Raw genomic sequence first — 22,458 nt, forward strand, 5'->3', positions numbered from 1 at the left:
CCAAGCATCATGCTCCACTGGATGTGGATAAACTCCGGCGGAGTGCCCGCCGGAGCCTGTTCAGGCGCTATAGCGCTACTGCTGCTTCTGCATCGACAGTTCCCAATGGTGCGGCACCGAGGTGACGAGGTCCTTCAGCGTCTTCGGCTCGACGCTGCCGGGCATCGTTTTCTGGCCAAGCGCCGCGGCCTTGGCGAAGGCGACCATGCGCTCTCCGGCGAATGCCATGTTCTCGGGGTTCTGCGTCTGCAGGATGTGCGGACCGAGGAAGACGGAGATATCCTTCAATCCGGAGACCCGTTGATAGGTGGCGAACGATCCTTCGAGCCCTTCGACATAGTCCCAGCTGCCCTTGACGATCTGCAGCGCGGGCCACTTGTCGACATTCGCGAAGACACCGGAATCGACGTAGTAGGTCGTGTTGAACTCAACGCGCAGGGCGCCTTCGACGGCATCGTGGCCGGCCAGACGATATCCGAGGCCTGCCGAATTCGGGCCGTAAAGGATGGCGCCCTTGACGTTGTCCAAGCCGCGCTTTGCCCCGCAGACGGGGGCGGCGAGATCGTAGTTGCAGTCCTCGACGAAGTTCTTGTGCATGAACCACTGCGTCGCATACGATCCGCGCGAATAGCCGCCAACGACAACCGGAACATCACGCGCCGACTTGCCGTCGAGCAGAACTTTAGCGGCGTCCTTCCCGGCCATCAGCTTTCCATCTGGACCCAGGACGCGAAGGCCGTCCCCGCTGTCCAGCTGCTCCAGTTCGCGGAACATGTCGTTCGCCTGTTCGGCCGTATTGAAGCCGTTGCGGCCGCCGGAGATGCCGTTGCCGCGGCGGTCGGTGATCAGCACGTCGAAGCCGGCAGCGTTGAAATCCCGCAGGAAGCCGCGCCAGTGGCGCATGCCGGGTTCTTCCGAAAGGCTGTCGCTGGCGGCCGGCGTGTATTTTCCGGTCGCCTTGTCAATGCTGAAGGGAGACGTTGCCGGATCGTCGATGGCAGTCACTTCGCCGCCGCCACCATTGTTCAGGATCACCAGCGCGCGCTGCTTGTTGCCTGCTTCGTCTGTGATCCCGGCGCCCTTCAGATACCAGCCGCGCAGCTTGATATCGCCGGAGAGCTTGAGGTGCTGGATCTCGTAGCTGTCACGGGGCGCCGTGAACTCCACCACATAGGCGGCCGGATCGGACTTGGCGATCTCCTCGGAGTAGGCGCCCTTGCCGAAATAGGCGGGGCGGCGAATGGATGCGAGGTCCACATTGCCATCGAAATCGATCACGCCTTTTTTGTCGACCGTGCCGGTGTCGCGCGGCTCGAATTTTGCAAAACCCTTGGCCGCCGTCATGGTCTTCTCGCGGCAGGCGGTATCGGCCTTGCAAGCCGCCCACTTCTCGCGAACGCGGCTGTCCGAGAACTCTTTGACGTAGAACTGCGACGCCGTCGTGCCGGCCGGGACGAGCTGGTTGGTCGGGGTGAAGGGCAGGCACACCTCGGTGTCATCCCACTTCGCCTTGTAGCCCGGCAGGCTGGCGTTTCGGTCGACATTCACATGCACGCTGCAATCGGGTGCCGGAGTGCCGTCGTTGACGATCTTCTGGCCTGCATCCTGTGCACCGGCTTGCATCGGCATGAACGCCAGCGAGAGCGCGGCGAGGGCGATTGTCTGTTTCATGGGGTTCCTTTTCTGCGGGATCGCTGCCGGGATGTGTTCGGACTAAATCCGCCGCATGTCGCAACTGATCGCGCGCGGCAGCGAGCGGCTGCGACGGGGTGTGCGAGCATGGGACGTGGAAATACGGCTATGCGTAACGCAGCAGCCGGCCAAGGGTTGTTGTCATGGATATCCTCCTCGGTGCCATTCTCCTCCGGCACCGATTTTGACAGGCTAGGCGCGAAACCTGACGCCTAGCTGACAGTTGGGTTGCTAATATCCGAACGGCGCAAGGAAGTTCGTGTCGCATCAGGAGGAACTCGCAGATGTTGTTGCGGGTGTAGATGTACCTCAATGGCCCCCAGGGCCGGCAGTGTATCGAACGACTTCGCGAAGCATCGATGGACGGAAACGCCTCGCTTACGGCATACTCGATATGGTGAATCAAGTTTTGGCCGTAATCTCCACAAAATCACCTCAAACCTTGGCGAATATTTCGGAAACAATATGTAAGGCCTCTGGTTCTATACATGTCAGCGGCACCGAATGGTCCCGGTGGCGAACGTAACGAACCAGTAAGGAACTATAACATGTCTATTATCGACGAACTTCTGGGAAGCAACGGTAGCCAGGAATCCGGCTCGATCAACGAGTCTGACAATACTTCGTCCTTCGCAACCGATCCCAGCCTGTCTGTCGAGACGGGCGACATCCTCAGCTTCTCGTCGTCGGATTACTCGTCTGACGGCAACGGCGAGGATGTAAGCGCGAACGACAGCCACTTTACTCTCGTGGACGGCCTTGGCCTCGACGCGTCGGCTCCGACCGAAAACTGGTCGAGCGACATGAGCGACAGCGCCGACTACTCCGACACCGATTCAAGCGGCGGTGGTCTGCTCGGCGGCCTCGTCTAAAATGGAACGGCGGGACTTCGGTCCCGCCGCTTCTCTCAGGTGGGCCTTACTATGCAGACAAGAAATGAAGTGGCTGACGCATTGCGGCAGCTGGCGCCCCAGTTCCTGGTGGCGGGATTGTTCAGCGGCTTCATCAACCTGCTCTATCTGAGCTCGCCGCTCTATCTCATGCAGATCTACAACAGGGTGCTGGAGAGCGAGAACGTTACGACGTTGCTGCTGCTGACCCTGGTATTGGCACTGGCATTGCTGACGATGGGGGTGCTTGATGCGACCCGCTCGCAGTTGCTCATCCGTTCGGGCATCAGGTTCGACACGCAGATGGCCAGCCGCGTGTTTCGCGCACTCGTGGCGAAGTCCGCCTATCAGGGATTTTCGCGCGGCTCGCAGCAGATGCGCCAGCTCGACCAGTTCCGCTCCTTCGTCACCGGGCCCGGCATCTACTTCGCCTTCGACCTGCCCTGGATACCGCTCTATCTGCTGCTGCTGTTCTTCATCCATCCGCTGCTGGGTGGCATAGCGACGCTTGGCGCCATCGGTCTGTTCGGCCTTGCGCTTCTCAACGAAAAGCTGACCCGGCCGACCTTGAAGATGGCCGAGGAGGCGGCCAACGGCTCCTATGGCTTTACCGAAAACATCCTGCGCCATGCCGACGTCATCCAGGCCATGGGAATGCAACCGTCCATCGAACGCCACTGGCTGGACAACCGCGACCGGATGCTGACGGCGCAAGCCTTCGCCAGCGACCGGAACGCGACGATCTCCTCGGCGATCCGCTTCGCAAGACTGATGCTGCAGGCCTGCATGCTGGGCACTGGTGCATGGCTGGTGATCAACGGCGCAATCCAACCGGCGACGATCTTCGCCTCCAGCATCATCATGGGACGAGCACTGGTACCGGTGGAGCAGGGCGTCGCCGCCTGGAAGCAGTTTTCCGAGGCACGGCTGGGCTATGGCGAGGTCAAGAAGCTGCTCTTCGACATGCCGGAAAGCAATGTCCACACGATTGTGCCAAAAGCCGGCAATGCGCTGAGCGCGCGGGAGATCGTCTATAGGTTTCCGAATGCAAGGAAGCCCGTGCTCAAGGGCGTTTCGTTCGATATCCCGGCCGGCTGTGCGGTCGGCATCGTCGGCCCCAGCGGTTCGGGAAAGAGCACTCTCGCGCGCCTGCTCGCCGGTGCCACGCGTCCCGACGCCGGCACCCTGACCTATGGCGGCATCGAATACACGAAATGGGATCATACGCGCTTCGGTCAGCAGGCCGGCTATCTGCCGCAGGATGTCGGGCTGTTTGCCGGTACGGTGCGGGAAAACATCGCGCGCTTCGGCACGCCGGAAATCGAGAAGATCATAGGTGCAGCCAAGGTTGCCGGTATTCACGACATGATCATGGCCCTGCCGCAGCAATACGACACGGAACTCGGGCCCGAGGGCGTCGGTCTGTCGGGTGGTCAGCGCCAGCGTCTCGGCCTGGCGCGAGCCCTGATCGGCGCGCCGTCGCTGCTGGTCCTCGACGAGCCGAACGCCAATCTCGATACGGCGGGCGAGATGGGGCTTAGGGCAGCCATCGAGGCGCTGAAGAAGCATGGATCGACAGTGATCGTCGTCACGCACCGACAGGCAGTGCTCGATGTGATGGACCGGCTGATGTTCATGCGGGCGGGCCGCGTCGAGCGTTACGGCGCGCCGGACGAGGTCTATGCGCACATCAAGGAAACCATGGTCGAACCCGCAGCGCCCGTGACGGCGGCATAGGAGATGGTGATGGCTCGCAAACCGGCTTCGTCTCGCCAGGACTACTCCAATCCTTGGCGGCCCGCGCGTTACGGGCTGGCTGCCATTGCGGCCTTCGTCGTGCTGCTCGGTGCCTGGGGCGCCACCGCGCCGCTTTCGGGAGCCGTGATCGCCAGCGGTAGCCTGCAGGTGGAGGGACGGCGCCAGAAGGTCCAGCATCCTTATGGTGGCGTGGTTGCGACGATTGAGGTGCGCGAGGGGCAGATGGTCCAGCGCGGCGACGTGCTGATGACGCTTTCGGATGCCGAGCACCGTGCGAAGTATAGCATATTGCAGCACAACCGGGTGACGTTGCTGGCGGAAAAGGCCCGGCTGATCGCCGAGCGGGACGGCGTCCAGCAACCGGACTTCCGCGAAGTGCTGGAAGGATCCGTGGCCGAAGGCGATGCGCGCCAGCTCATCGACAATCAGGCTGCCCTCATGCAGGCGCGGCAGAAACAGTATGCCGCAAATGTCGATTCAGTCAGCAGCCAGATCCGCCAGACGGAAGAGCAGGCGCGGGGCTTCGAGGCCGAGATAGACGGCCTGCAGCGGCAGGTGGAGCTTGCGAAGAACGAGGCCCAAAGCGGACGCAACCTGCTGCAGTCCGGCGCTGTCTCGCGCAGTCGGGTGCTTGCTCTGGAGGGGCGCGTCGATACCGCGCAAGCGGAACTCTCGGCGCGCCGTTCGGATCTCGCGGCAGCGCAGGCGAAGATCGGCGAAGCGCGCCTGAAGATCACCCAGATCGAGCGGGAGCGGACGGCGGAAGTCACGACGCGTCTGCAGGAGGTCGATGCCAGCCTTGCCGAACTCCAGCCGAACCTGGATACGGCAAAAGATATGCTGGATCGAACCCAGGTCCGCGCGCCCGCCACCGGCAACGTCGTCGGCTTGACCGTCTTCACCGTCGGCGGCGTCATCCAGGCAGGATCCTCGTTGATGGAGATCGTGCCGCAGGACGACCCGCTGTTCGTCGACGCCAAACTCAAGCTGTCCGACATCAGCGACGTCCGCAAGGGCCAGGCGGCGGACGTGCGGCTGATCGGCGTGCCGCGCAACATGCGGCCGAAGATTGCCGGCGAGATCACCACCGTTTCCGCCGACAGTCTCGCCGAGACTGGCTCGGGAGAGCGCTACTATGCTGTTCAGGTCTCTCTCGACCGCGACGACGTCGACCGCGCGAGGCTTTCGCTGCAGCCTGGCATGCCGGTGCAGGTGATCGTCGAGACCAGGCCTCGGACGCTGGTGAGCTATCTGACCAGTCCATTGATGGATGAGATAAGCGGCTCCTTTCGCGAGCGCTGATTGATGGAGATCGATATGAGCAGGAAACAGACGCAAAAGGAGGCGTATCGCGACCGCAACGAAGTGGCGCGCAATTCTGTCTTCAATGCCGGCAAGCCGGTCGATACGACGGCCTTCCTTGCAGCGGCAGGCGCCGCAACGCTTGGCGTGCTGCAGGCGGGCGAAACACATGCCGCGAACGGCAGAAGCCCAACACCGAAGACAGACATTGGGACAAGACCTGCCGACGATGGCGGTCAGTCCAGTTCGACCGTTCGTGGTCTGGAACTGCTCGCAGACGGCACTCATCAGCAGCTTCAGGTCCCGGGCATGCAGCTTGCGTCAGGCTACCACCCGGGCTCCCAAACCGATGCGTCCACGCCGGTCTATGTTGCCGCAGCGCCTGCTGTTGCACCGGCGGCCGACCAGCATGAGACGGGTGCGCCTGACCTGGCGGCAACCCACGCCGTGTCGTACGACAGCGCATCGGACGTCCCAGCGGTCCCCGATGAGGTCGTGACGCGGGTCGCGGAACAGATCGCCTCCACCGTCCAGTCGGTGGTTGCCGCCGCTCAGGGCGGTGACGGCGATGGGATCGGCGACGTACTTGCCCGCGACATCCTGCAGACGGCGACAAACATCGTCGAAGGCATCCGCGCGCAGATCCCCGGCGCCGGCGACCTGTCGGACATCGGGGACGGGGTACATCTTGCTGCTGATGCGGTTGGAAATACCCTCGGTACGATCTCCGGAACAGTGCAGGATACCGTCGGCGCTCTACCTGACCTCGTCGGTCATGTGCAGGAGGCAACAGCACACATCCCGCAGGTCGTTTCATCCGTCCCGGTAATCGATCTTCTCGACGGCCGAACGGGTTTCGATCCGCCGCCGCTTGCTGCCGACGGACTGGTGGGGCAGCTCACCGGGAGCGCCACCGCGATCACCACAGGTCTTGCCGGGGCGGTGTCCGATGTTGCCGCGATCCCTTCTTCCGTTCTCGGCGGGGCCGACGGCGAGAAGGGCATCCTGACCCAGGTCTTCTATGATGACGGTGGCGGCTCAGACATCGGCGCAACCGTCGATACGATGGCCGATGCCACAAAGCCCGCCGACCTGGGATTTCTCGGTCAACCGCTGTCCGGAGCCGAGGAACTCACCGGCATCTTCCATGGCAGCAGCGCGCTGCATCTCGTTTAAGCCCGGATGACGGACGTCCAACCGGACACGGAGAATCGATGCCGGCCGGGTCCGGCCAGCGTCGATCAGGTCTCCGCGATCGGATCGCCGGTCTGCAGACGTTCGCTGATGTAGAGTTCGAGCAGCCGCTGGCTGTGGGGGCCGACGGCACCGCCGTTGATTGGCAGTCCGTCGAGGCTGACGACCGGCATCACGAAGCTCGTCGCAGAGGTGAGGAAGGCTTCGGCGGCAGATCTTGCCTCGTCTACCGTGAAGGCACGTTCCTCCACCTTCAGACCGGCGCGCTGGGCAAGGTCAAGAATCGAGCCACGGGTAATGCCGTGAAGGAGAACGTTCGACAGGTCGCGCGTCACCAGCGTCCCGTCCCTTGTGATGATGTGGAAGTTGGCCGAACTGGCTTCGGTGATATGGCCATCCTCGACGAACAGAACGTCGTCGAACCCCCGGCGAGCGGCTTCCGTCTTCATCAGCGACGAGTAGAGCAGCTGGACCGTCTTGATCTGGCGCTGCGACCAGCGACCTTCGGCGACCGTCTCAAGCGAAAGCCCGGTTTTCCATTTCGGATTGTCGAGGACGCGCTTTGCCTGGGTGAACATCACCAGCGTCGGCTTCAGATCCGACGGGAAGACGAAGTCGCGATCCTGGGAGCCGCGCGAGACCTGCAGGTAGATCAGGCCCTCGGTGATCCCGTTGCGGCGGGCGATCTCCTTGTGGAGCGCCAGCAACTGATCGTCATCCACGGGCATGGGGATGTCGAGGGCCGTGAGCGAACGCTTCAGCCGTGCGGCGTGTCCTGGATAGTCGATGAGCTTTCCGTCGATCACGGCCGTGACTTCGTAGATGGCATCGGCGAACAGAAAGCCGCGGTCGAACACGGAGACCTTCGCATCCGCTTCCGCGTGCCAGTCGCCATTCAGGTAAACGGTCCTGCTCATCATCGTCCTCATGTTGAATTCCTGTCGCCATTTTTGCATCGCCGAAATCGGTGCACAAGGGAGGGGTTTGCTGGGACTGCTCAGAGCCCGTCCGGCTTGCGAAGCTCTCAGTGATCGGAATAACTTTTAACTGTCTGAATTCGCGTTGGAAACTGCCGGGATTGATGCCGCCTTTCCTATACGAATTCCGAATAATTCAATTCAGATTATAATATGAAATTATATTGCGGTGCGGCAGGCAGCGTGAAATCATCCGCTCCATAACAAGCCGGAAAACCGGCACTTCCAGTAGGAGAACGGAATGAAGAACCTGTTGAAATCCGGTATCGCCGGACTATCACTCTGTATTGCCATCGGCACTGCACATGCCGAAGGAACTCTGAAGACGGCATTGGACGGCACCTTTGCCCCGCACGCCATGCCGACACTCGACGGCAAGGTCGAAGGGTTCAACGTCGACCTCGTCAACCTGATCGGCGAACGACTGGGCAAGAAGATCGAACTGACATCGGCGCAGTTCTCGGGCCTCATCCCGGCCCTTCAAGCGAAGACCTATGACTTTCTGGCCGCTCCGGTGACGGTCAACGCCGAACGCGCGGCGAACCTGTTGTTCACCGAAGGCTTCATGGACACCAACTTCGCTTTCGTCGTGCCGGCCAATGCGCCGGACTATGCATCGCTGGACGACCTCAAGGGCAAGACCATCGCAGTCAATAAGGGCTCGGCCTATGACAGCTTCCTGCGCGAGCGGCAGGCACAGTACGGCTGGAAGATCGAGAGCTACGGCACCAACACTGATGCGGTCGCTGCCGTGGTCGCCGGCCGCGCCGATGCCAATCTGGCTGGTGCAACGGTTGCCGCGTGGGCTGCCAAGCAGAACCCGCAGGTGAAGCTCTCCTACGAATATCCGACCGGGCTCGTATGGGGTCTTGCCTTCCGCAAGGACGATCTGGAAGGGCGCAAGATGATCGACCGGGCGATTGAATGCCTGAAGATCGACGGCTCCATGGCCGAGCTCTCGAAGAAGTGGTTCGGCGTCGAGCCGGCAGCCGGCACGACGATCGTCACGCCCACCAAGGGTTATGGCGTGCCGGGCCTTGAAGGCTATGTCGAAGACGATCATCAGCCGTCCTGCGAACTGAAGTGAGCAGCGCTGCCGGCGGCGGGGTGATCCCTGCCGCCGAAAGCGTCAGGGAGCGCCCGATGACCAACCGGCCCATGCTGGAGATCGTTTCACTGCAGAAGCGTTTCGGCGACAACATCATCCTGCGGGACATCAACCTGAAGGCCGCGCGCGGCGAACTCGTCTTCGTGATCGGTCCTTCGGGCTCCGGAAAGAGTACGATGCTCCGGTGCTGCAACCGGCTGGAAGAGCCTTCCGGTGGCGACATCGTCGTGGATGGCCGCAACATCATGAGCGGAACGCGGCGAGACCTCGACCTGATGCGGCTGAAGGTCGGAATGGTCTTCCAGGGCTTCCACCTCTATCCCCACATGAGCGTTCTGAAGAACGTCACGCTGGCACAGCGCAAGGCGCTCGGCCGTTCGGTGGAAGAATCCGATGCCCGTGCCATGGACATGCTGGAACGGGTGGGCCTTGCCCACAAGGCGAGCGCCATGCCAGCCGAACTTTCCGGCGGCCAGCAGCAGCGCGTGGCGATTGCCCGTTCGCTCGCCCTCGATCCCCTCGTGATGCTGTTCGACGAGCCGACGTCGGCGCTCGATCCGGAACTGGTAGGATCGGTGCTGGCCGTCATGAAGGACCTGAAGTCGAAGGGCATGACCATGCTCGTGGTCAGCCACGAAATGGAGTTTGCTCGCGAAACCGCGGATCGTGTCGTGTTCATGGACGAAGGCGTCATCCTGGAAGAGGGCACGCCGGACGAGATTTTTGGAGCACCGAAGGCCGAGCGCACGCGCGCCTTCCTGTCGCGGGTCAGGCGGTAGGCGTCGATGCAGAACTTTCTCCAGACCTTCTTCAATCCCGTCGTCATGGAGCGCTACCTGCCGGACATCCTGGCGGGCGTGCTGGTTGCCGTCTGGATCGGGCTGGCCGTGGTCGTGGCAGGGGTCGCGGCCGGGCTTGCCCTTGCATGCCTGCGCACCTGCGGGATCCGCCTGTGCAACTTTTTCATCATCTGCTTTGCCGACATCTTCCGGGCTTTGCCGCCGCTGGTTCTGATCCTCCTTCTCTATTTCGGGCTTCCCGGCGTCGGCATCCGGCTGTCTGGCCCGATGGTGCTGTTCATCGTTCTGGCGCTGACGCTTGCCGCATTCGCCGAGGAGATCTTCTGGGCCGGCTTCTCGTCCGTCGAAAAGGGTCAGTGGGAGGCTGGGATCTCGACCGGTCTCGGCTTCGGCGGAACGCTCTTCTACGTCGCGCTACCACAGGCGGTTCGGCTCGCCACGCCGCCGCTGGTCAACCGTGTCCTGGCGATCACCAAGATGACGGCACTCGGTTCGGTGATCGGCGTCTCGGAAATCCTGTCGGCGGCAACGACGGCGCAAAGCTTTTCGGGCAGCGCCACGCCGCTGTCGCTGGCGGCCATCGCCTATCTGCTTCTCTTCCTGCCGCTGGTGTTCGTCGCCCGCGCATATGAAGGCCGGCAGATGCAGCGACGGGGGAGATGACGATGCAGAGCCTTGCCGATCAGTTCTTCAACCTTCCCATCATGATCAAGACGCTGCCGCTGATGCTGCAGGGCTTGTGGATGACGGCAAAGCTCTGCGCCGCCGTCATCCTGCTCGGTCTTGCCGGCGGCTTGATGGTGGCACTTGCCAATCTCAGCCCGCGCCGCTGGCTGCGGCTGCCGTCCATCGTCTTTACCGATATCTTCCGGGCGCTGCCGCCGCTCGTGCTGCTGATCTTCATCTATTCCGGCCTGCCATTTGCGGGTGTCGAGATCTCGCCGTTTGCCGCGGTCGCGCTTGCCTTCCTTCTCAACAATTCCGCCTACTATGCGGAAGTCTATCGCGCCGGGATCCTCTCGGTCGGCAAGGGCCAGTGGGAAGCGGCGCGATCGACCGGCCTGACAAAGACCCAGACTTTGACCTCAGTGGTGCTGCCGCAGGCGATCCGCAACGTGCTGCCGGACCTCCTGTCGAACACGATCGAGGTCGTCAAGCTGACTTCGCTTGCCTCTGTCGTGTCGCTCTCGGAGCTTCTCTACAACGCCAACATGGCTCGATCGATCACCTACAACGCCTCGCCGCTGGTTCTGGCAGCGCTCATCTACCTCGTCATCCTCTGGCCCGTGGTGCGGCTCGTCAGCCGCTTCCAGCGCAAGCTTGCGACGTGACGAGAGAATTCAGGAAGGATAACACCATGACCCGAATGATCATTGCCGGTGCGCAGCTCGGCGCCATCCAGAGGGCGGAAAGCCGCGAAGCCGTCGTGGCGCGGATGATCGACCTGATGAACATGGCGGCCGACAAGGGAGCCGAACTCGTCGTCTATCCCGAGCTGGCGCTGACCACCTTTTTCCCCCGCTGGTACATGCCGGATTGGAATGAGGTCGACACCTGGTTCGAGCGCGAAATGCCGAACGGCGCGACGATGCCGCTCTTCGAGCGCGCCCGCGAACTCGGCGTTGCGATGACATTCGGATACGCGGAACTGACACCGGACGGTCATCGCTTCAACACGTCGATCCTCACCGATCGTAAGGGAGAGATCGTTGGGAAGTATCGCAAGGTCCACCTGCCCGGGCATGACGAGTACGACACCGGGCGCGCCTTCCAGCATCTGGAAAAGCGGTATTTCGAACCGGGCGATCTCGGGTTCAACGTCTGGCGCAACGAAGGCGTCATCATGGGAATGGCGATCTGCAACGACCGCCGCTGGCCGGAGACCTATCGCTGCATGGGCCTGCAGGGCGTGGAACTGGTGACCATCGGCTACAACACGCCGGCGGTGAACAGCCAGATGGATGCCGAAGGCGTGGAGAAGCGGCTGTTTCACTCCGACCTCTCGCTGCAGTCGGGCGCCTATCAGAATGCCACTTATGTGGTGGGTGTCGCCAAGGCCGGCATCGAGGACGGCCACCCCTTGATGGGCGGATCGATCATCGTCGATCCGGATGGTTTCGTGCTGGCCCGGGCGCAGACCGAGGATGACGAACTTATCCTCGCGGACTGCGACTTCGACAAATGCGCGTTCGGCAAGACGACGATCTTCGATTTCGCCCGTCACCGTCGCATCGAGCACTATGGTCGGATAACATCGCAGACCGGAGCGATCGTCGAGGTCTGAGGAGCGGTTTATCATGATGCAGTTCGAGACGGTTATTCACGGCGGCACGGTCGTTACGCCTTCCGAGATGTTCAAGGCGGATATTGGCATCAATGGCGGCACGATCGCCGCCATCGCCGACCGCATCGCCGGAGGCGAGAGGCGCATCGATGCGGGCGGCAGGCTCGTCATGCCCGGCGGAATCGAGGCACATTGTCATATCGCGCAGGAGAGTTCTTCCGGTGTGATGACGGCCGACGATTACTATTCCGGCTCGGTCTCTGCGGCCTTCGGCGGAAATTCGACCTTCATTCCCTTCGCCGCCCAGCATCGCGGACAGTCGATTGCCGACGTCATCGCCACCTATGACAGCCGCGCTGCGCCGAACTCGGTGCTGGATTATTCCTACCACCTGATCATTTCCGATCCGACACCCGCCGTTCTCGACGAACTGCCGGGCGTATTTGCGCGGGGCATCACCTCGTTCAAGGTGTTCATGACCTACGATCTCATGAACATCGGCGATGCCGGAATGCTCGACATCCTGACGGTCGCCAAGACGCACGGCGCGCTGACCATGGTGCATGCGGAAAACAATGAGATGGTCAAATGGATGAACCGTCGGTTTGCCGATGCCGGCCTGACCGCGGCCAAGTATCACGCGCTGAGCAGGCCGGAACTTGCCGAAGAGGAAGCGATCAACCGGGCTGTTTCGCTTGCCAAGCTTGTCGATGCGGCGCTGTTCATCGTGCATGTGTCGACGCGCGGCGGCGCGGAAATCGTTCGCCGGGAGAAGCTTGCCGGAACCAAGCTGTTCGCCGAGACCTGCCCGCAGTATCTCGCGCTGACGCGCGATGACCTGGATCGCCCGGGAACGGAAGGCGCCAAGTATATTTGCTCGCCGCCGCTGCGCGATGAAGCGACGCAGGAAGGCCTCTGGCAGCACATCCGCTCCGGCACCTTCGAAAGCGTCTCGTCCGACCACGCCCCATACCGGGCCGATGCCACCGGCAAGTTCCTGAACGGTGCGGACGCGCCCTATCCGAAGATCGCCAACGGCATGCCGGGGATCGCCATGCGTCTCCCCTATCTGTTCTCGGAGGGCGTCGTCAAAGGCCGGATCACCTTGGGGAACTTCGTGCGTCTCTCCAGCCTCAACGCGGCCCGCGTCTTCGGCCTTGACCGCAAGGGCGCCATCGCCCCCGGTTTCGATGCCGATATCGCCATCTGGAACCCGGAGGAGGCCCGCAGGGTGACCCTGGAGGATCAGCACGACAACATGGATTACAGCCCGTTCGAGGGCATGGAAATCACCGGCTGGCCGGAGCTGGTCATGAACCACGGCCGCGTCGTTGTGGAGCGGGGCGAACTGAAGGCCTCCCGTGGCGAAGGCCGCTTCATCGCCCGCAAGCCCGTCGACACCGGCGCCATGCCCGGCCACCGCGCGGTCGAGTTCGAGGTGGCTGCAAGCTACGGCAAGGAGATCGCACCGTGAGTGCCGCATTGGGTCCCATCCTCGTCATCAATCCCAACAGTTCGGAAACCGTCACCGAGGGCCTGCGCCAGGCACTGTCCGGCTTCTCCTTCCCCGGCGGCCCGCAGATCGAATGTGTGACGATCCGCCATGGCCCGCCGGGCGTCGTCACCCAGCGGCATGTGGACGAGGCGGCGCTGCACACGGCGGCGGTAATCGAGGCCCGGCCGGATGCATCGGCTTACGTGCTTGCCTGCTACTCCCAGCCTGGCCTTGATCTCGCCCGTTCGATCACCCGGCGCCCCGTCTATGGCATTCAGGATGCTGGCGTCCTGTCGGCGCTGGCGCTTGCCGACACGTTTGGCGTCATCGCCGTGGCCGAGGCCTCCATACCGCGGCATCTGCGCAACCTCCGACGCCTGGGCGTCGATAACCGGCTGGCCGGCGAGGTTGCGCTGGAAGGCTCGGTCAGTGTTGCCGAAAGCGGGCACGGCGAGGAGAGCTATGGACTGCTGCTGCGGGCAGCGCAGAAGCTGAAAGCACTCGGCGCCGGTGCGATCGTTCTGGGATGCGCCGGGATGTCCGGCCATCGACAACGGCTGGAGGAAGAACTCGGCCTTGCCATCATCGATCCGACGCAGGCGGCGGTGGCCATGGCATTCGGACATCTGGTGACGAGCTCGCGATGAGCGGATCCTCTGCCAAATCCGACATTTCGATCCGTCTTCTGGAAATCTTCGACGCCATCATGCGCTGCGGCACGACAGTCGAGGCCGCCGAGCAACTGGGCATCTCGCAGCCCGCCGTGTCGAACGGCATCCGCCAACTGGAAGCGCAGACGGGCGTGACCCTGTTCGAGCGCCTGCACAGGCGGCTGCAGCCGACGGAAGAGGCGGTGGCCCTCCACGAAGACATCAAGCCGGTGTTCGGCCTGCTTCGCGGTTTTGCGTCGCGGGCGCAGGATATGCGCCAGGGGATTTCGGGGCGGCTGCGGGTCATTGCCACGCCGCCACTCGGTCACACAGTGGCGCCTATCGCCATGCGGCGCTTTCTGAAGGACCGTAAAGGCGTATCGGTCGCCTATGACGTGCGGCGTCTCGAACATGTGGTGGAAGCAGTCCAAAGCGGCAATGCTGATCTTGGGCTCGCGCTGGGGCTTGATCGGCACATGGCGGTCAATGTGGAGGTGCTGGCGCGCACCCACATGGTCGCGGTTCTGCCGAAGGGGCAGGAGACGGACGGCAATACGGTTAGCGCCGCGACCCTGGCGGACAGCGACTTCATCGGCCTCGAGATCGAATCGCGCCTCGGCCAGATGGTGCGCTCCGCCTTCGAGCGCGATGGAGCGGCCTACAATCCGCGCGTCGAGGTGCGCTACTGTGCGACCGCCGCCGTGCTTGTCGCGGCGGGCATCGCCAACGCCGTCATCGATCCCTACACGGCTGCCTTCAACCGGTCGATCGGCATCGTCGAGCGGTCCTTTCTGCCGCCGATCGAGGTGGCGGCCGTGCTGATCACCCGCAAGGGCATTCCGCGCTCGCGGCTCCAGCATGCCTTCATCTCCGAGATGAGAAAGGCACTTTCCGATTTCGAAACGGCCGGCGTTCGCACCAGCCCGGTCAGGAGTTCGCGCAATGATGGATGATGTCGGGCACACCCACTTCGACTTCTCCGAGTTGACGGAGAGGCAGAGGTACAAGCTTCTGATCGGCACCGTCATTCCTCGGCCGATTGCCCTGGTCACGACGCTGAACCGCTCGGGGCAGCCGAATGCCGGCCCGTTCAGTTTCTTCAACGTGCTCACCCACGATCCCGCACTGGTCGCCATCGGCGTCGAGAACTATGCCGACATGCGGTTCAAGGACACCGCCCGCAACATCCGCGAAACCGGCGAATTCACCGTCCACATCGTCGATACCAGCCTGGTGGCGCAGATGGAGATCTGTGCGATCAAGTTCGAGCCGGATGTCGATGAGTTGAAGGAGGCGGGGCTCGCCACGGTGCCGGGCCAGATGGTCCGCAGCCCGCGCATTCTTGCAGCGCCAGCGGCACTCGAATGCCGCCGCCATACGACGCTGCAGGTGGGCCCGGCCCGGGAGATCATCATCGGCGAAGTTCTCGGCGTCTTCGTCCGCAGCGATGCCGTCGACCCACAGAACCTGCATGTCGACCAGACGATGATGGATGCAGTCGGCAGGCTCGGCGGCTTCCTCTACACCCGAACACAGGAGCAGTTCGAGGTGCGTACGCAGACGGTCGACGAATTCCGTCGAAGCGCGGAGCGCGACACCGAATGACCGACTGCTGGGTCGTGGGGCAAGCAGCGGGAGCAGCGACGGGAACTGATCACGTCGATCAGAGCCCGCCTATCTCGTATGCGGGTGCAGTCAACCGTGCAGGGGCGGTCTAGCCAGTCACCTCGATCGACACCCGATCAGGATAGAAAGCCAGATGGCCGGCGATTTCCCCAACGGCGTCGAAAGGTGTCTCGTAGGTCCAGACGCTGTTCAGCCCGGCTTCTCCGAGTGCTGGGATGCTGTAGTAGTTCGCTTGCCCCTTGTACGGGCAATAGCTGGTGTGCGCCGAGCGCTCCAGCAGCGACATGTCGACGTCGCGGCGCGGTATGTAGTGGACGGGTGGATAGGAGGCTTCCGCAAGCGTCAGAGCGTCCCTTGTTTCGCCGATGCGCAGCGACCGTCGTCCAAGAACAATCGTCGATGAAGATCTTTCGATGGTGATGGGATGCGATGCGTCGGGAATGAGGTGTTTCCGGTCGGCCATGAGGGTGTCCTTTCGTCCCGGATCTACGACATAGAGAACTAAGATAGGATCAGACGGTGGCGGCGACCAGCGTCTGCGGACAATCAGCAAGCCGCGAAATACGTGCGCCCTTACCAGGGCACGACGGCCTGATCGAAGTAGAAGCCGCCCGTCGGCCCCGTTCCATCTTGGGAGGCCAGCCAGACGATGCCGGCCGCCGCCTGCTCGGCGCTCCGGTAGCCGCTGTGTCCGTTGAAATCCGTCGCGGTATAGCCTGGATCGACCGAGTTGACGTGAATGCTCTCGGCAGCCAGTTCCTTGGCGAAGGCCACAGTCACTGCATTGAGGGCGGTCTTCGAGCTGTTGTAGCCGAGAATGTTGACGGCATGGAACGGGTGCGACGGATCATTGACCCAGCCGAGCGAACCGAGCCCGCTGCTGACCATGATGACGCTGCCACCGCCTGCCGAGCGCAATAGCGGCAGAAACGCCTGCGTCACCCGGATCGGCGCAAAGACGTTGGTTTCGTAGACGGTGCGGATGTCGGCGAGTTCCTGCTGGCTGGGCTTGGACATCCCGCCGGGGATGCCGGCATTGTTGATCAGCACGTCCAGTCTTCCGTCCTCCTGCTGCATGCGTCCAACTGCCTGCCGAACGCTGCCGTCATCGACGACGTCGATCTCCAGCAGCCGCACGTCATGACCTTCGCCGACGAGCCGCTCCACCGCAGCCTGTCCACGCGCCCCGTCACGGCTGCCGAGCCAGATGCGGTGTCCAAGTGCGCCGAGCTGGCGTGCGGTTTCAAAGCCGATGCTCTTGTTGGCGCCGGTTATGAGGATCGTCTTCTGTGTCATCTCTAGGTCCCTGATTAAATGGACGGCTCCGAATGCCGCATCCAAGAGAAATGTAGATGTTCGTCCAGCTTTGATAATACAGCTCGCATCGGATAGTCTGATCGGCATGGCGAACAACGACAACCAGGCCCCCCTCGACGATCTGTCGATCTTCCTCGCGGTCTGCGAGCTGAACGGCTTTCGCGCGGCTGCAAAGCGGCTTGGGCTGGCGCCCTCGACGGTGAGCGACAAGATCGTCCAGCTGGAGATGCGGCTGGGGGTGCCGCTGCTGATCCGGACCACTCGCAGCGTCGTCCCGACGGAGGCTGGCAGGGCGCTGGCCGAACGGATGGGACCGCTGCTCGTCGAAGCACGTGCAGCCTTGCAGGATGCCTCCAGCTCGCAGAGCGAGGTGAGGGGACTGCTGAAACTAAATGTCACCGGCGCGGTGATGGTGGACATCCTGCCGCCGCTCCTCGATCGTTTCGTCGAGAGGCATCCGAAGGTTCGCGTCGAGGTCATGGTGGACGATCGTCTCGTCGATGTGACGGCTTCGGGGTGCGACGCCGGGATCCGCTACGGCGAGCACCTGGCGCAGGACATGATCGCCGTGCCGATCGGCCCGAGGACGCAACGCCTGGCACTCGCGGCAGCGCCAGCCTACCTGCAGGCAAAAGGTATGCCTCGGCATCCCCGCGATCTTCTTGGTCACGATTGCATCCGGCTGCGCTTTTCAAGCGGCGCGCTTGTCGAATGGGAGTTCGAACGACAAGATGAGACCGTCACCGTCGATCCCGTTGGCCGACTGGTGATCGGCGTCGACGCTGTCCCGGCAGCGATTGACCTTGCCGGCAAGGGGCGGGGCATCATCGCGACGTTCGAGGACTTCCTTGATCCGTGTTTCACGAGCGGCGAACTTGTGCCGGTCCTGCCCGACTGGTGGCTGAAGTTCGAAGGTCCGTGGCTGTATTTCTCCAGCCGCTTCATGCCGGCGCCGCTGCGGGCCTTCGTCGATCTCGTGGCCGAGGATCGCAAGGCATCGGGTTCCGCAGCGACGCCGGATTGAGCCGCGCCAACCGGTCTCACCAGGTGATCAGGGGTGATCCGTGCAGCCACTCGGGCGCTCGGGCCTGGTCCAGAACGAAGCGCGCGACGTCGGCGCGGGCGATCGTTCCGCCGTCGTAGCCGGAGAGATCGGTGAGTGCCCGGACGGTACCATGGCCGGGCTTGTTGTTGAGGACGGTCGGGCGGACGAGAACCCAGTCGAGCCCGCTATCCCGAACGATGTCCTCCTGCCGGTTCTTGTCCGCATATACCTTGCGCAGGAGAAGCGGGAAGATCAGTTTGTCGAACAGCAGGCCGCCATGCCCGGCACTGTCTCCGGCGCCTATTCCCGTCACGGCGATCAGCCGTGACACCTGCTCTGCCTTCATCGCCTTCACCAGCGCCCGCGTCGCAGACGACAGAAGCGTCACCTCCCGGAACGGGCTCGCCGGCGTTCCCAGTGCACTGATGACGGCGTTCCGTCCTGCGAGGGCCTCGCGCAATGCACTTCCGTCGCGCGCGTCTCCGACGATCACTTTCGCGCCGGACATATCGCCTGCCTTGTCCCTCGATCGGACCAGCGCCGTGACGTCATCGCCGCGGGCTAGCGCCTGAGATACGATCAACCGGCCGGTGGCGCCGGTCGCGCCGAGGACGAGGACCTTCAAAGGCTCGGTATGGGTGATGTCAGTTGTCTCGTTCTTCATGATTGCCTCCTTCGGGCAGCGGGACGCCTCATCTAGAGGTCGCCCCGTCAATCTTCGTCGTGATGATCAGAGCCTGCCTTCGGCGACCAGTTCGCGGGTACGCTTGAGTGTCGAGAGAAGGGCGCTGCGGTAGCCTTTGTCACCGTCCAGCCAGGCCTGTTCGGCGGCTTCTTCCGGGCCGTTCGGCTGTTTGCCGCGCAGGCCGATGTAGCAATAGAAGCGCAGCTGCAGCGCTCCGGCATCATCCTCGAACAGCTCGTTGATGATCGCGCCTTCGCGCGGACCGCTGACCTGGAAGAAGGTGACCTTGTTCTCCGGCTCGAAAGCGATGATCTCCCGCAGGTCCTGGCCCGCAATCGTTGCGTCGCGGACGATGTGCGTCGAGCTGTCCTCGACGACTTCGCAATAGGTGCAGAGGTTGGCTGGGAGGAATTCGCGCGCGTCGCGGGCCTTGAGCATCAGGCCGGCCCATGCCTGCGCCCGGCTGAGCTGCGCTTCTCCATCCGGATTTACGGGGACGGTGGCGGTTGAGTAGATCATGATCGTGTTCCTTGGCTGTGGGTTCTGATGGGCGATGTCCAGATCGCCCCGTCAATGTGCTAGGTTCACATTCGGTCCGATAGGCGCTAGATCTGGACGGATTGTCTCACTGGTGGAACGATCATGGATCTTCTCGCACTGTCGGATTTCAACCTCGTTGCGCGGTATGGCGGGTTTGGCAAAGCCGCTCGGGCCGCCGGACGACCCAAGGCGACGCTCTCGCGCCGGGTCGCGGACCTGGAAGGCAGCCTCGGGATACGCCTCTTCGAGCGCGGAGCCCGTACGCTGAAACTTACGCAGGAGGGGCGGGCACTATTTGAACGGACGGCGGCTCTGCTGACCGAGCTTGACGAGACTGCGGCGGCAATCACATCCGGAGGCGATCAGCCGCGCGGCAGGTTGAGGATCAGCGCGCCAATGCTGTTTTCGCAGACTGCGATGGGCAAGCTTGCTGCCGGCTTCGCGCTTCAGTACCCCGAGGTCCGGCTGGAAATCACCACGGAAGACCGCACGGTCGATATGGTGGAGGAAGGTTATGACCTGGTGATCCGTGTCAACCCGGATCCGGACGAGAGCCTTGTTGGCCGCATCTTCCTGCGTGACAGGCTGGTGGTCGTGGCAAGCCCGCAGATGGCCCGGCCAACGGACGAAGTCGCGGTTCCGGCGGTCGTTCGTGGCACCAGCGACAGAGCGACTGCATGGCACATGATCGCGCCCGCCGGACGATCGAGCATCGCGGTCGAACCGATCCTTTGCCTGTCGTCGCTGCTGATGGTGCGCGATGCCGTCCGCGCCGGCGTCGGCGCGGCGCGGTTGCCGGTGTCGCTCGTCGCGCACGATCTGGCCGATGGGCGGCTGGTCCACTGGGGCGATGCGGATGCGCCGGAGATTGCGCTCTGGACCCTCTACCCGTCCCGGCGCTTGCTCAGTGCACGGGTTTCGGCATTCCTGGATCATCTGAAACAGAGCTTCCCGCATGGGACGCCGGAGGAGCTCGCAGCCTATGTCGCGGCATCGGGCTGATCGCCTTCCGCTGCCTCGGTCGAGCAGAGACCGAGAATGGTTTTCGGCGGACAGGTCCCGGCGTCAGAGGCCGAAGGGATAGGTGTCGGGAGCACCCGGCCTGGCATGTTGCGGGCCGAGCGGGGTCACCGCGCTGGTCCGGTCGAACCAGACATAGGCGTCGAACTGCTGCGGCAGCGACGCCTGCGCATAATGGCTCTGCAGTTCGGTCGACGGTCGATAGATGACCCCGATGAAGCGTTCGAGCCTTGGCTCCATGAGCCGCTGACGGAGAGCGTCGTGCACGCCACTGCGCAGGTCCAGCAGGAAGCGTTCCGACCCGCTATCGTGGCAGAGCCGCTCGTAGCTGTCGGCGCGCGACGGCCGCACGTCCTTCACCTGCATGTCGCCGTCCCAATCGGTCGCTGCAGCCACCGTTCCCGTGTGTGTGCCGAAGCCGATCAGCGCGACATCGCCATCGAAGCGCTGGCGGCAAAGCTGTCCGATGTTGATCTCCTCGCGCACGGCGCCCATGTCCGTGTGGCGGGCATCGCCGATATGCGAATTGTGCGCCCAGACGATTGCCTGGGAGTTCGGGCCCTGCGCCTTGAGCAGGTTGTCGAGTGTCTCGAACATATGCGTGTCGCGCAGGTTCCAGCTTTCGGCGCCGCCGTAATACATGACGCGGTAATAGCGCTCCGCCGAGGCGATCAGGCGCGCGTTCTGGCTGGCATCCAGATAGGCCTCCCGGTCCTGGCCGGCGTACTCCATCTGCCTTTCCAGCAGTTCCCGGCACTGCCGCACGACCTCCGTCTCGCATTTGGAATAGCCGCCTGTCAGCACGGCGCGCCCATAGGTCGAAGGCTCCCGCTGCCAGGGCGTCAGGCATCCATAACGTTCGCGGGCAACGGCCGCCGCCTGCGGATCGACCTCGTCGAGATAGGCCAGCACGGCTGCGATCGAGCCGCTCATGCTGTAGAGGTCGAGCCCGTAGAAACCCGCCTGCGCTTCGGCCGACTTGCCGGCGTTGAAGTTGCGCATCCAGTCGATCAGCGCGGCAGCATCGGTGTTCCGCCACATCCAGGTCGGAAAACGCTGGAAGCCTGGCTCTTGCGCGCGCGGCGACGGCAGATGGCGGACGTAGCGATTGACGGCACTGGCGTCCGGCCAGTCGGCTTCCACTGCGACCACGGTAAATCCGTGATGCTCGATCAGGTGCCGGGTGATGGCGGCCCGGGCGCGATAGAATTCCGAGGTCCCGTGGCTGCACTCCCCCAGCAGCACGATGCGATGATGGGCGAAGCGCTCGAAGTGCCTGCCGAAACCGGCATCGTCGGGATCCGGCAACGCATCGACGGCATCGGCGATCATCTGCGGCAGCGTCCGCTGCTCGATCCGTGCGGCCCGGTGATTTCTTGCAGCCCGGGTGCCGTCTTCGCTCCATCCCTCGGCGCCGACCAACGGCACGAACATCACCGGCTCGAGGTCTTCCTCCTCGAAGTCCTGATCGGCGAGCCGGGTGATCTTCTTCAGCATCTGCCGGTCTTCCTGTTCGCCGACCGGGATGATCAGGCGTCCGCCGATCGCCAGCTGATCCTTGAGCGCCTGCGGTGTGACGGGCGCCCCTGCCGCGACCAGGATCGCGTTGAATTCAGCGCCGGTTTCCGGCCAGCCTCGTGATCCATCGCCGTGCCGCACCGTGACGTTGTCGCAGCCAAGCGCGTCGAGCCGTCTTCGCGCAATGTCCGCCAGCAGTGCGTGGCGTTCGATGGTGCTGACCTTGGCGGCTAGGCGGCTGAGCACCGCGGCCGCATAGCCGGAGCCGGTGCCGATCTCCAGCACGTGGTCGCCTGCACCGATTTCCGCCGCCTCGATCATCCGCGCCACCATGTATGGCTGCGAGATCGTCTGGCCTTCGGCGATGGCGAGCGGCGTGTCCTCGTAAGCGAATTCCTCCGAACCTGGCTCGACGAAATGCTCGCGCGGCACCTGCCGCATTGCATCCAGCACGCGCGGATCGCGTATGCCGCGACGCGCGAGCTGCACCTCCACCATCCGATGCCGGGTATATTCGAAGTCAAACATGATGCCTCCCTGCGCGGTGCAGCATTCGG

General features: G+C 63.2%; 22 protein-coding genes. 15 read left to right on the plus strand and 7 right to left on the minus strand.

The window, feature by feature from the left end; translation table 11 throughout:
- Nucleotides 1-75 precede the first annotated feature (75 nt).
- Nucleotides 76-1,671 (minus strand): hypothetical protein, encoded by a 1,596-nt coding sequence (locus AAIH46_RS14525; RefSeq protein WP_430306639.1) that lies wholly within the window; start codon nt 1,669-1,671, stop codon nt 76-78.
- 569 nt (nt 1,672-2,240) lie between these two features.
- On the opposite strand from AAIH46_RS14525, the gene AAIH46_RS14530 reads away from it, so the two are divergent.
- The 4 genes from AAIH46_RS14530 (at nt 2,241) to AAIH46_RS14545 (ending at nt 6,818) form a co-directional block, all read left to right on the plus strand.
- Nucleotides 2,241-2,564 (plus strand): hypothetical protein, encoded by a 324-nt coding sequence (locus AAIH46_RS14530; RefSeq protein WP_430306640.1) that lies wholly within the window; start codon nt 2,241-2,243, stop codon nt 2,562-2,564.
- A gap of 69 nt (nt 2,565-2,633) precedes the next feature.
- Nucleotides 2,634-4,319 (plus strand): type I secretion system permease/ATPase, encoded by a 1,686-nt coding sequence (locus tag AAIH46_RS14535; protein ID WP_430306641.1) that lies wholly within the window; start codon nt 2,634-2,636, stop codon nt 4,317-4,319.
- A gap of 9 nt (nt 4,320-4,328) precedes the next feature.
- Nucleotides 4,329-5,642 carry an HlyD family type I secretion periplasmic adaptor subunit gene (locus tag AAIH46_RS14540; RefSeq protein ID WP_430306642.1) on the plus strand — a complete coding sequence of 438 codons (1,314 nt, stop codon included), beginning with the start codon at nt 4,329-4,331 and terminating at the stop codon, nt 5,640-5,642.
- A 15-nt stretch (nt 5,643-5,657) separates the two neighbouring features.
- The gene (locus AAIH46_RS14545; protein WP_430306643.1) at nt 5,658-6,818 is read left to right on the plus strand and encodes a hypothetical protein; all 1,161 of its coding nucleotides are present in this window, start codon (nt 5,658-5,660) and stop codon (nt 6,816-6,818) included.
- Nucleotides 6,819-6,883: 65 nt separating this feature from the next.
- On the opposite strand, the gene AAIH46_RS14550 is transcribed toward AAIH46_RS14545, so the two are convergent.
- Nucleotides 6,884-7,753 (minus strand): D-amino-acid transaminase, encoded by an 870-nt coding sequence (locus AAIH46_RS14550; RefSeq protein ID WP_430306644.1) that lies wholly within the window; start codon nt 7,751-7,753, stop codon nt 6,884-6,886.
- 301 nt (nt 7,754-8,054) lie between these two features.
- Here AAIH46_RS14550 and AAIH46_RS14555 point away from each other — a divergent pair, with 301 nt between their 5' ends.
- Genes AAIH46_RS14555 through AAIH46_RS14595 form a run of 9 tightly spaced genes read left to right on the plus strand, consistent with a single transcriptional unit; the run spans nt 8,055 to nt 15,755 of the window.
- Nucleotides 8,055-8,900 carry a transporter substrate-binding domain-containing protein gene (locus tag AAIH46_RS14555; RefSeq protein ID WP_430306645.1) on the plus strand — a complete coding sequence of 282 codons (846 nt, stop codon included), beginning with the start codon at nt 8,055-8,057 and terminating at the stop codon, nt 8,898-8,900.
- A 56-nt stretch (nt 8,901-8,956) separates the two neighbouring features.
- Complete coding sequence (locus AAIH46_RS14560) at nt 8,957-9,700, plus strand: amino acid ABC transporter ATP-binding protein (protein ID WP_430306646.1); 744 nt, start codon at nt 8,957-8,959, stop codon at nt 9,698-9,700.
- Nucleotides 9,701-9,706: 6 nt separating this feature from the next.
- Complete coding sequence (locus tag AAIH46_RS14565; RefSeq protein ID WP_430306647.1) at nt 9,707-10,384, plus strand: ABC transporter permease subunit; 678 nt, start codon at nt 9,707-9,709, stop codon at nt 10,382-10,384.
- 2 nt (nt 10,385-10,386) lie between these two features.
- The gene (locus tag AAIH46_RS14570; protein ID WP_430306648.1) at nt 10,387-11,052 is read left to right on the plus strand and encodes an amino acid ABC transporter permease; all 666 of its coding nucleotides are present in this window, start codon (nt 10,387-10,389) and stop codon (nt 11,050-11,052) included.
- A 26-nt stretch (nt 11,053-11,078) separates the two neighbouring features.
- On the plus strand, nt 11,079-12,005 hold the full coding sequence (locus AAIH46_RS14575) for an N-carbamoyl-D-amino-acid hydrolase (RefSeq protein WP_430306649.1): 927 nt from the start codon (nt 11,079-11,081) through the stop codon (nt 12,003-12,005).
- A 13-nt stretch (nt 12,006-12,018) separates the two neighbouring features.
- Nucleotides 12,019-13,479 carry a dihydropyrimidinase gene (gene hydA, locus AAIH46_RS14580; RefSeq protein ID WP_430306651.1) on the plus strand — a complete coding sequence of 487 codons (1,461 nt, stop codon included), beginning with the start codon at nt 12,019-12,021 and terminating at the stop codon, nt 13,477-13,479.
- The gene (locus tag AAIH46_RS14585; protein WP_430306652.1) at nt 13,476-14,147 is read left to right on the plus strand and encodes an aspartate/glutamate racemase family protein; all 672 of its coding nucleotides are present in this window, start codon (nt 13,476-13,478) and stop codon (nt 14,145-14,147) included. The genes hydA and AAIH46_RS14585 overlap by 4 nt, the downstream gene beginning before the upstream one ends.
- Entirely contained in the window at nt 14,144-15,103 is a 960-nt protein-coding gene (locus tag AAIH46_RS14590) for a LysR family transcriptional regulator (RefSeq protein ID WP_430306653.1), read from the plus strand. Before AAIH46_RS14585 ends, AAIH46_RS14590 begins: the two co-directional genes overlap by 4 nt.
- The gene (locus AAIH46_RS14595) at nt 15,093-15,755 is read left to right on the plus strand and encodes a flavin reductase family protein (RefSeq protein WP_430306654.1); all 663 of its coding nucleotides are present in this window, start codon (nt 15,093-15,095) and stop codon (nt 15,753-15,755) included. The genes AAIH46_RS14590 and AAIH46_RS14595 overlap by 11 nt, the downstream gene beginning before the upstream one ends.
- Nucleotides 15,756-15,864: 109 nt before the next feature.
- Here AAIH46_RS14595 and AAIH46_RS14600 read toward each other — a convergent pair whose 3' ends face one another.
- Together AAIH46_RS14600 and AAIH46_RS14605 are read right to left on the minus strand one after the other, a co-directional pair.
- The gene (locus tag AAIH46_RS14600) at nt 15,865-16,239 is read right to left on the minus strand and encodes a DUF427 domain-containing protein (protein WP_430306655.1); all 375 of its coding nucleotides are present in this window, start codon (nt 16,237-16,239) and stop codon (nt 15,865-15,867) included.
- A gap of 110 nt (nt 16,240-16,349) precedes the next feature.
- Complete coding sequence (locus AAIH46_RS14605; RefSeq protein ID WP_430306656.1) at nt 16,350-17,072, minus strand: SDR family oxidoreductase; 723 nt, start codon at nt 17,070-17,072, stop codon at nt 16,350-16,352.
- 106 nt (nt 17,073-17,178) lie between these two features.
- Here AAIH46_RS14605 and AAIH46_RS14610 point away from each other — a divergent pair, with 106 nt between their 5' ends.
- Entirely contained in the window at nt 17,179-18,117 is a 939-nt protein-coding gene (locus AAIH46_RS14610) for a LysR family transcriptional regulator (protein WP_430306657.1), read from the plus strand.
- A gap of 16 nt (nt 18,118-18,133) precedes the next feature.
- Here AAIH46_RS14610 and AAIH46_RS14615 read toward each other — a convergent pair whose 3' ends face one another.
- The gene (locus AAIH46_RS14615; RefSeq protein WP_430306658.1) at nt 18,134-18,802 is read right to left on the minus strand and encodes an NAD(P)-dependent oxidoreductase; all 669 of its coding nucleotides are present in this window, start codon (nt 18,800-18,802) and stop codon (nt 18,134-18,136) included.
- A 66-nt stretch (nt 18,803-18,868) separates the two neighbouring features.
- Complete coding sequence (locus AAIH46_RS14620) at nt 18,869-19,342, minus strand: AtaL-like protein (RefSeq protein WP_430306659.1); 474 nt, start codon at nt 19,340-19,342, stop codon at nt 18,869-18,871.
- 123 nt (nt 19,343-19,465) lie between these two features.
- On the opposite strand from AAIH46_RS14620, the gene AAIH46_RS14625 reads away from it, so the two are divergent.
- Nucleotides 19,466-20,365 (plus strand): LysR family transcriptional regulator, encoded by a 900-nt coding sequence (locus AAIH46_RS14625; RefSeq protein ID WP_430306660.1) that lies wholly within the window; start codon nt 19,466-19,468, stop codon nt 20,363-20,365.
- Between the two features lie 63 nt (nt 20,366-20,428).
- Here AAIH46_RS14625 and AAIH46_RS14630 read toward each other — a convergent pair whose 3' ends face one another.
- Nucleotides 20,429-22,429: a protein-L-isoaspartate(D-aspartate) O-methyltransferase gene (locus AAIH46_RS14630; RefSeq protein WP_430306661.1), complete on the minus strand. Its 2,001-nt coding sequence runs from the start codon at nt 22,427-22,429 to the stop codon at nt 20,429-20,431.
- Nucleotides 22,430-22,458 lie beyond the last annotated feature (29 nt).

The sequence above is a fragment of the Rhizobium sp. 0TCS1.26 genome (assembly GCF_050455525.1).
GTDB lineage: Bacteria > Pseudomonadota > Alphaproteobacteria > Rhizobiales > Rhizobiaceae > Neorhizobium.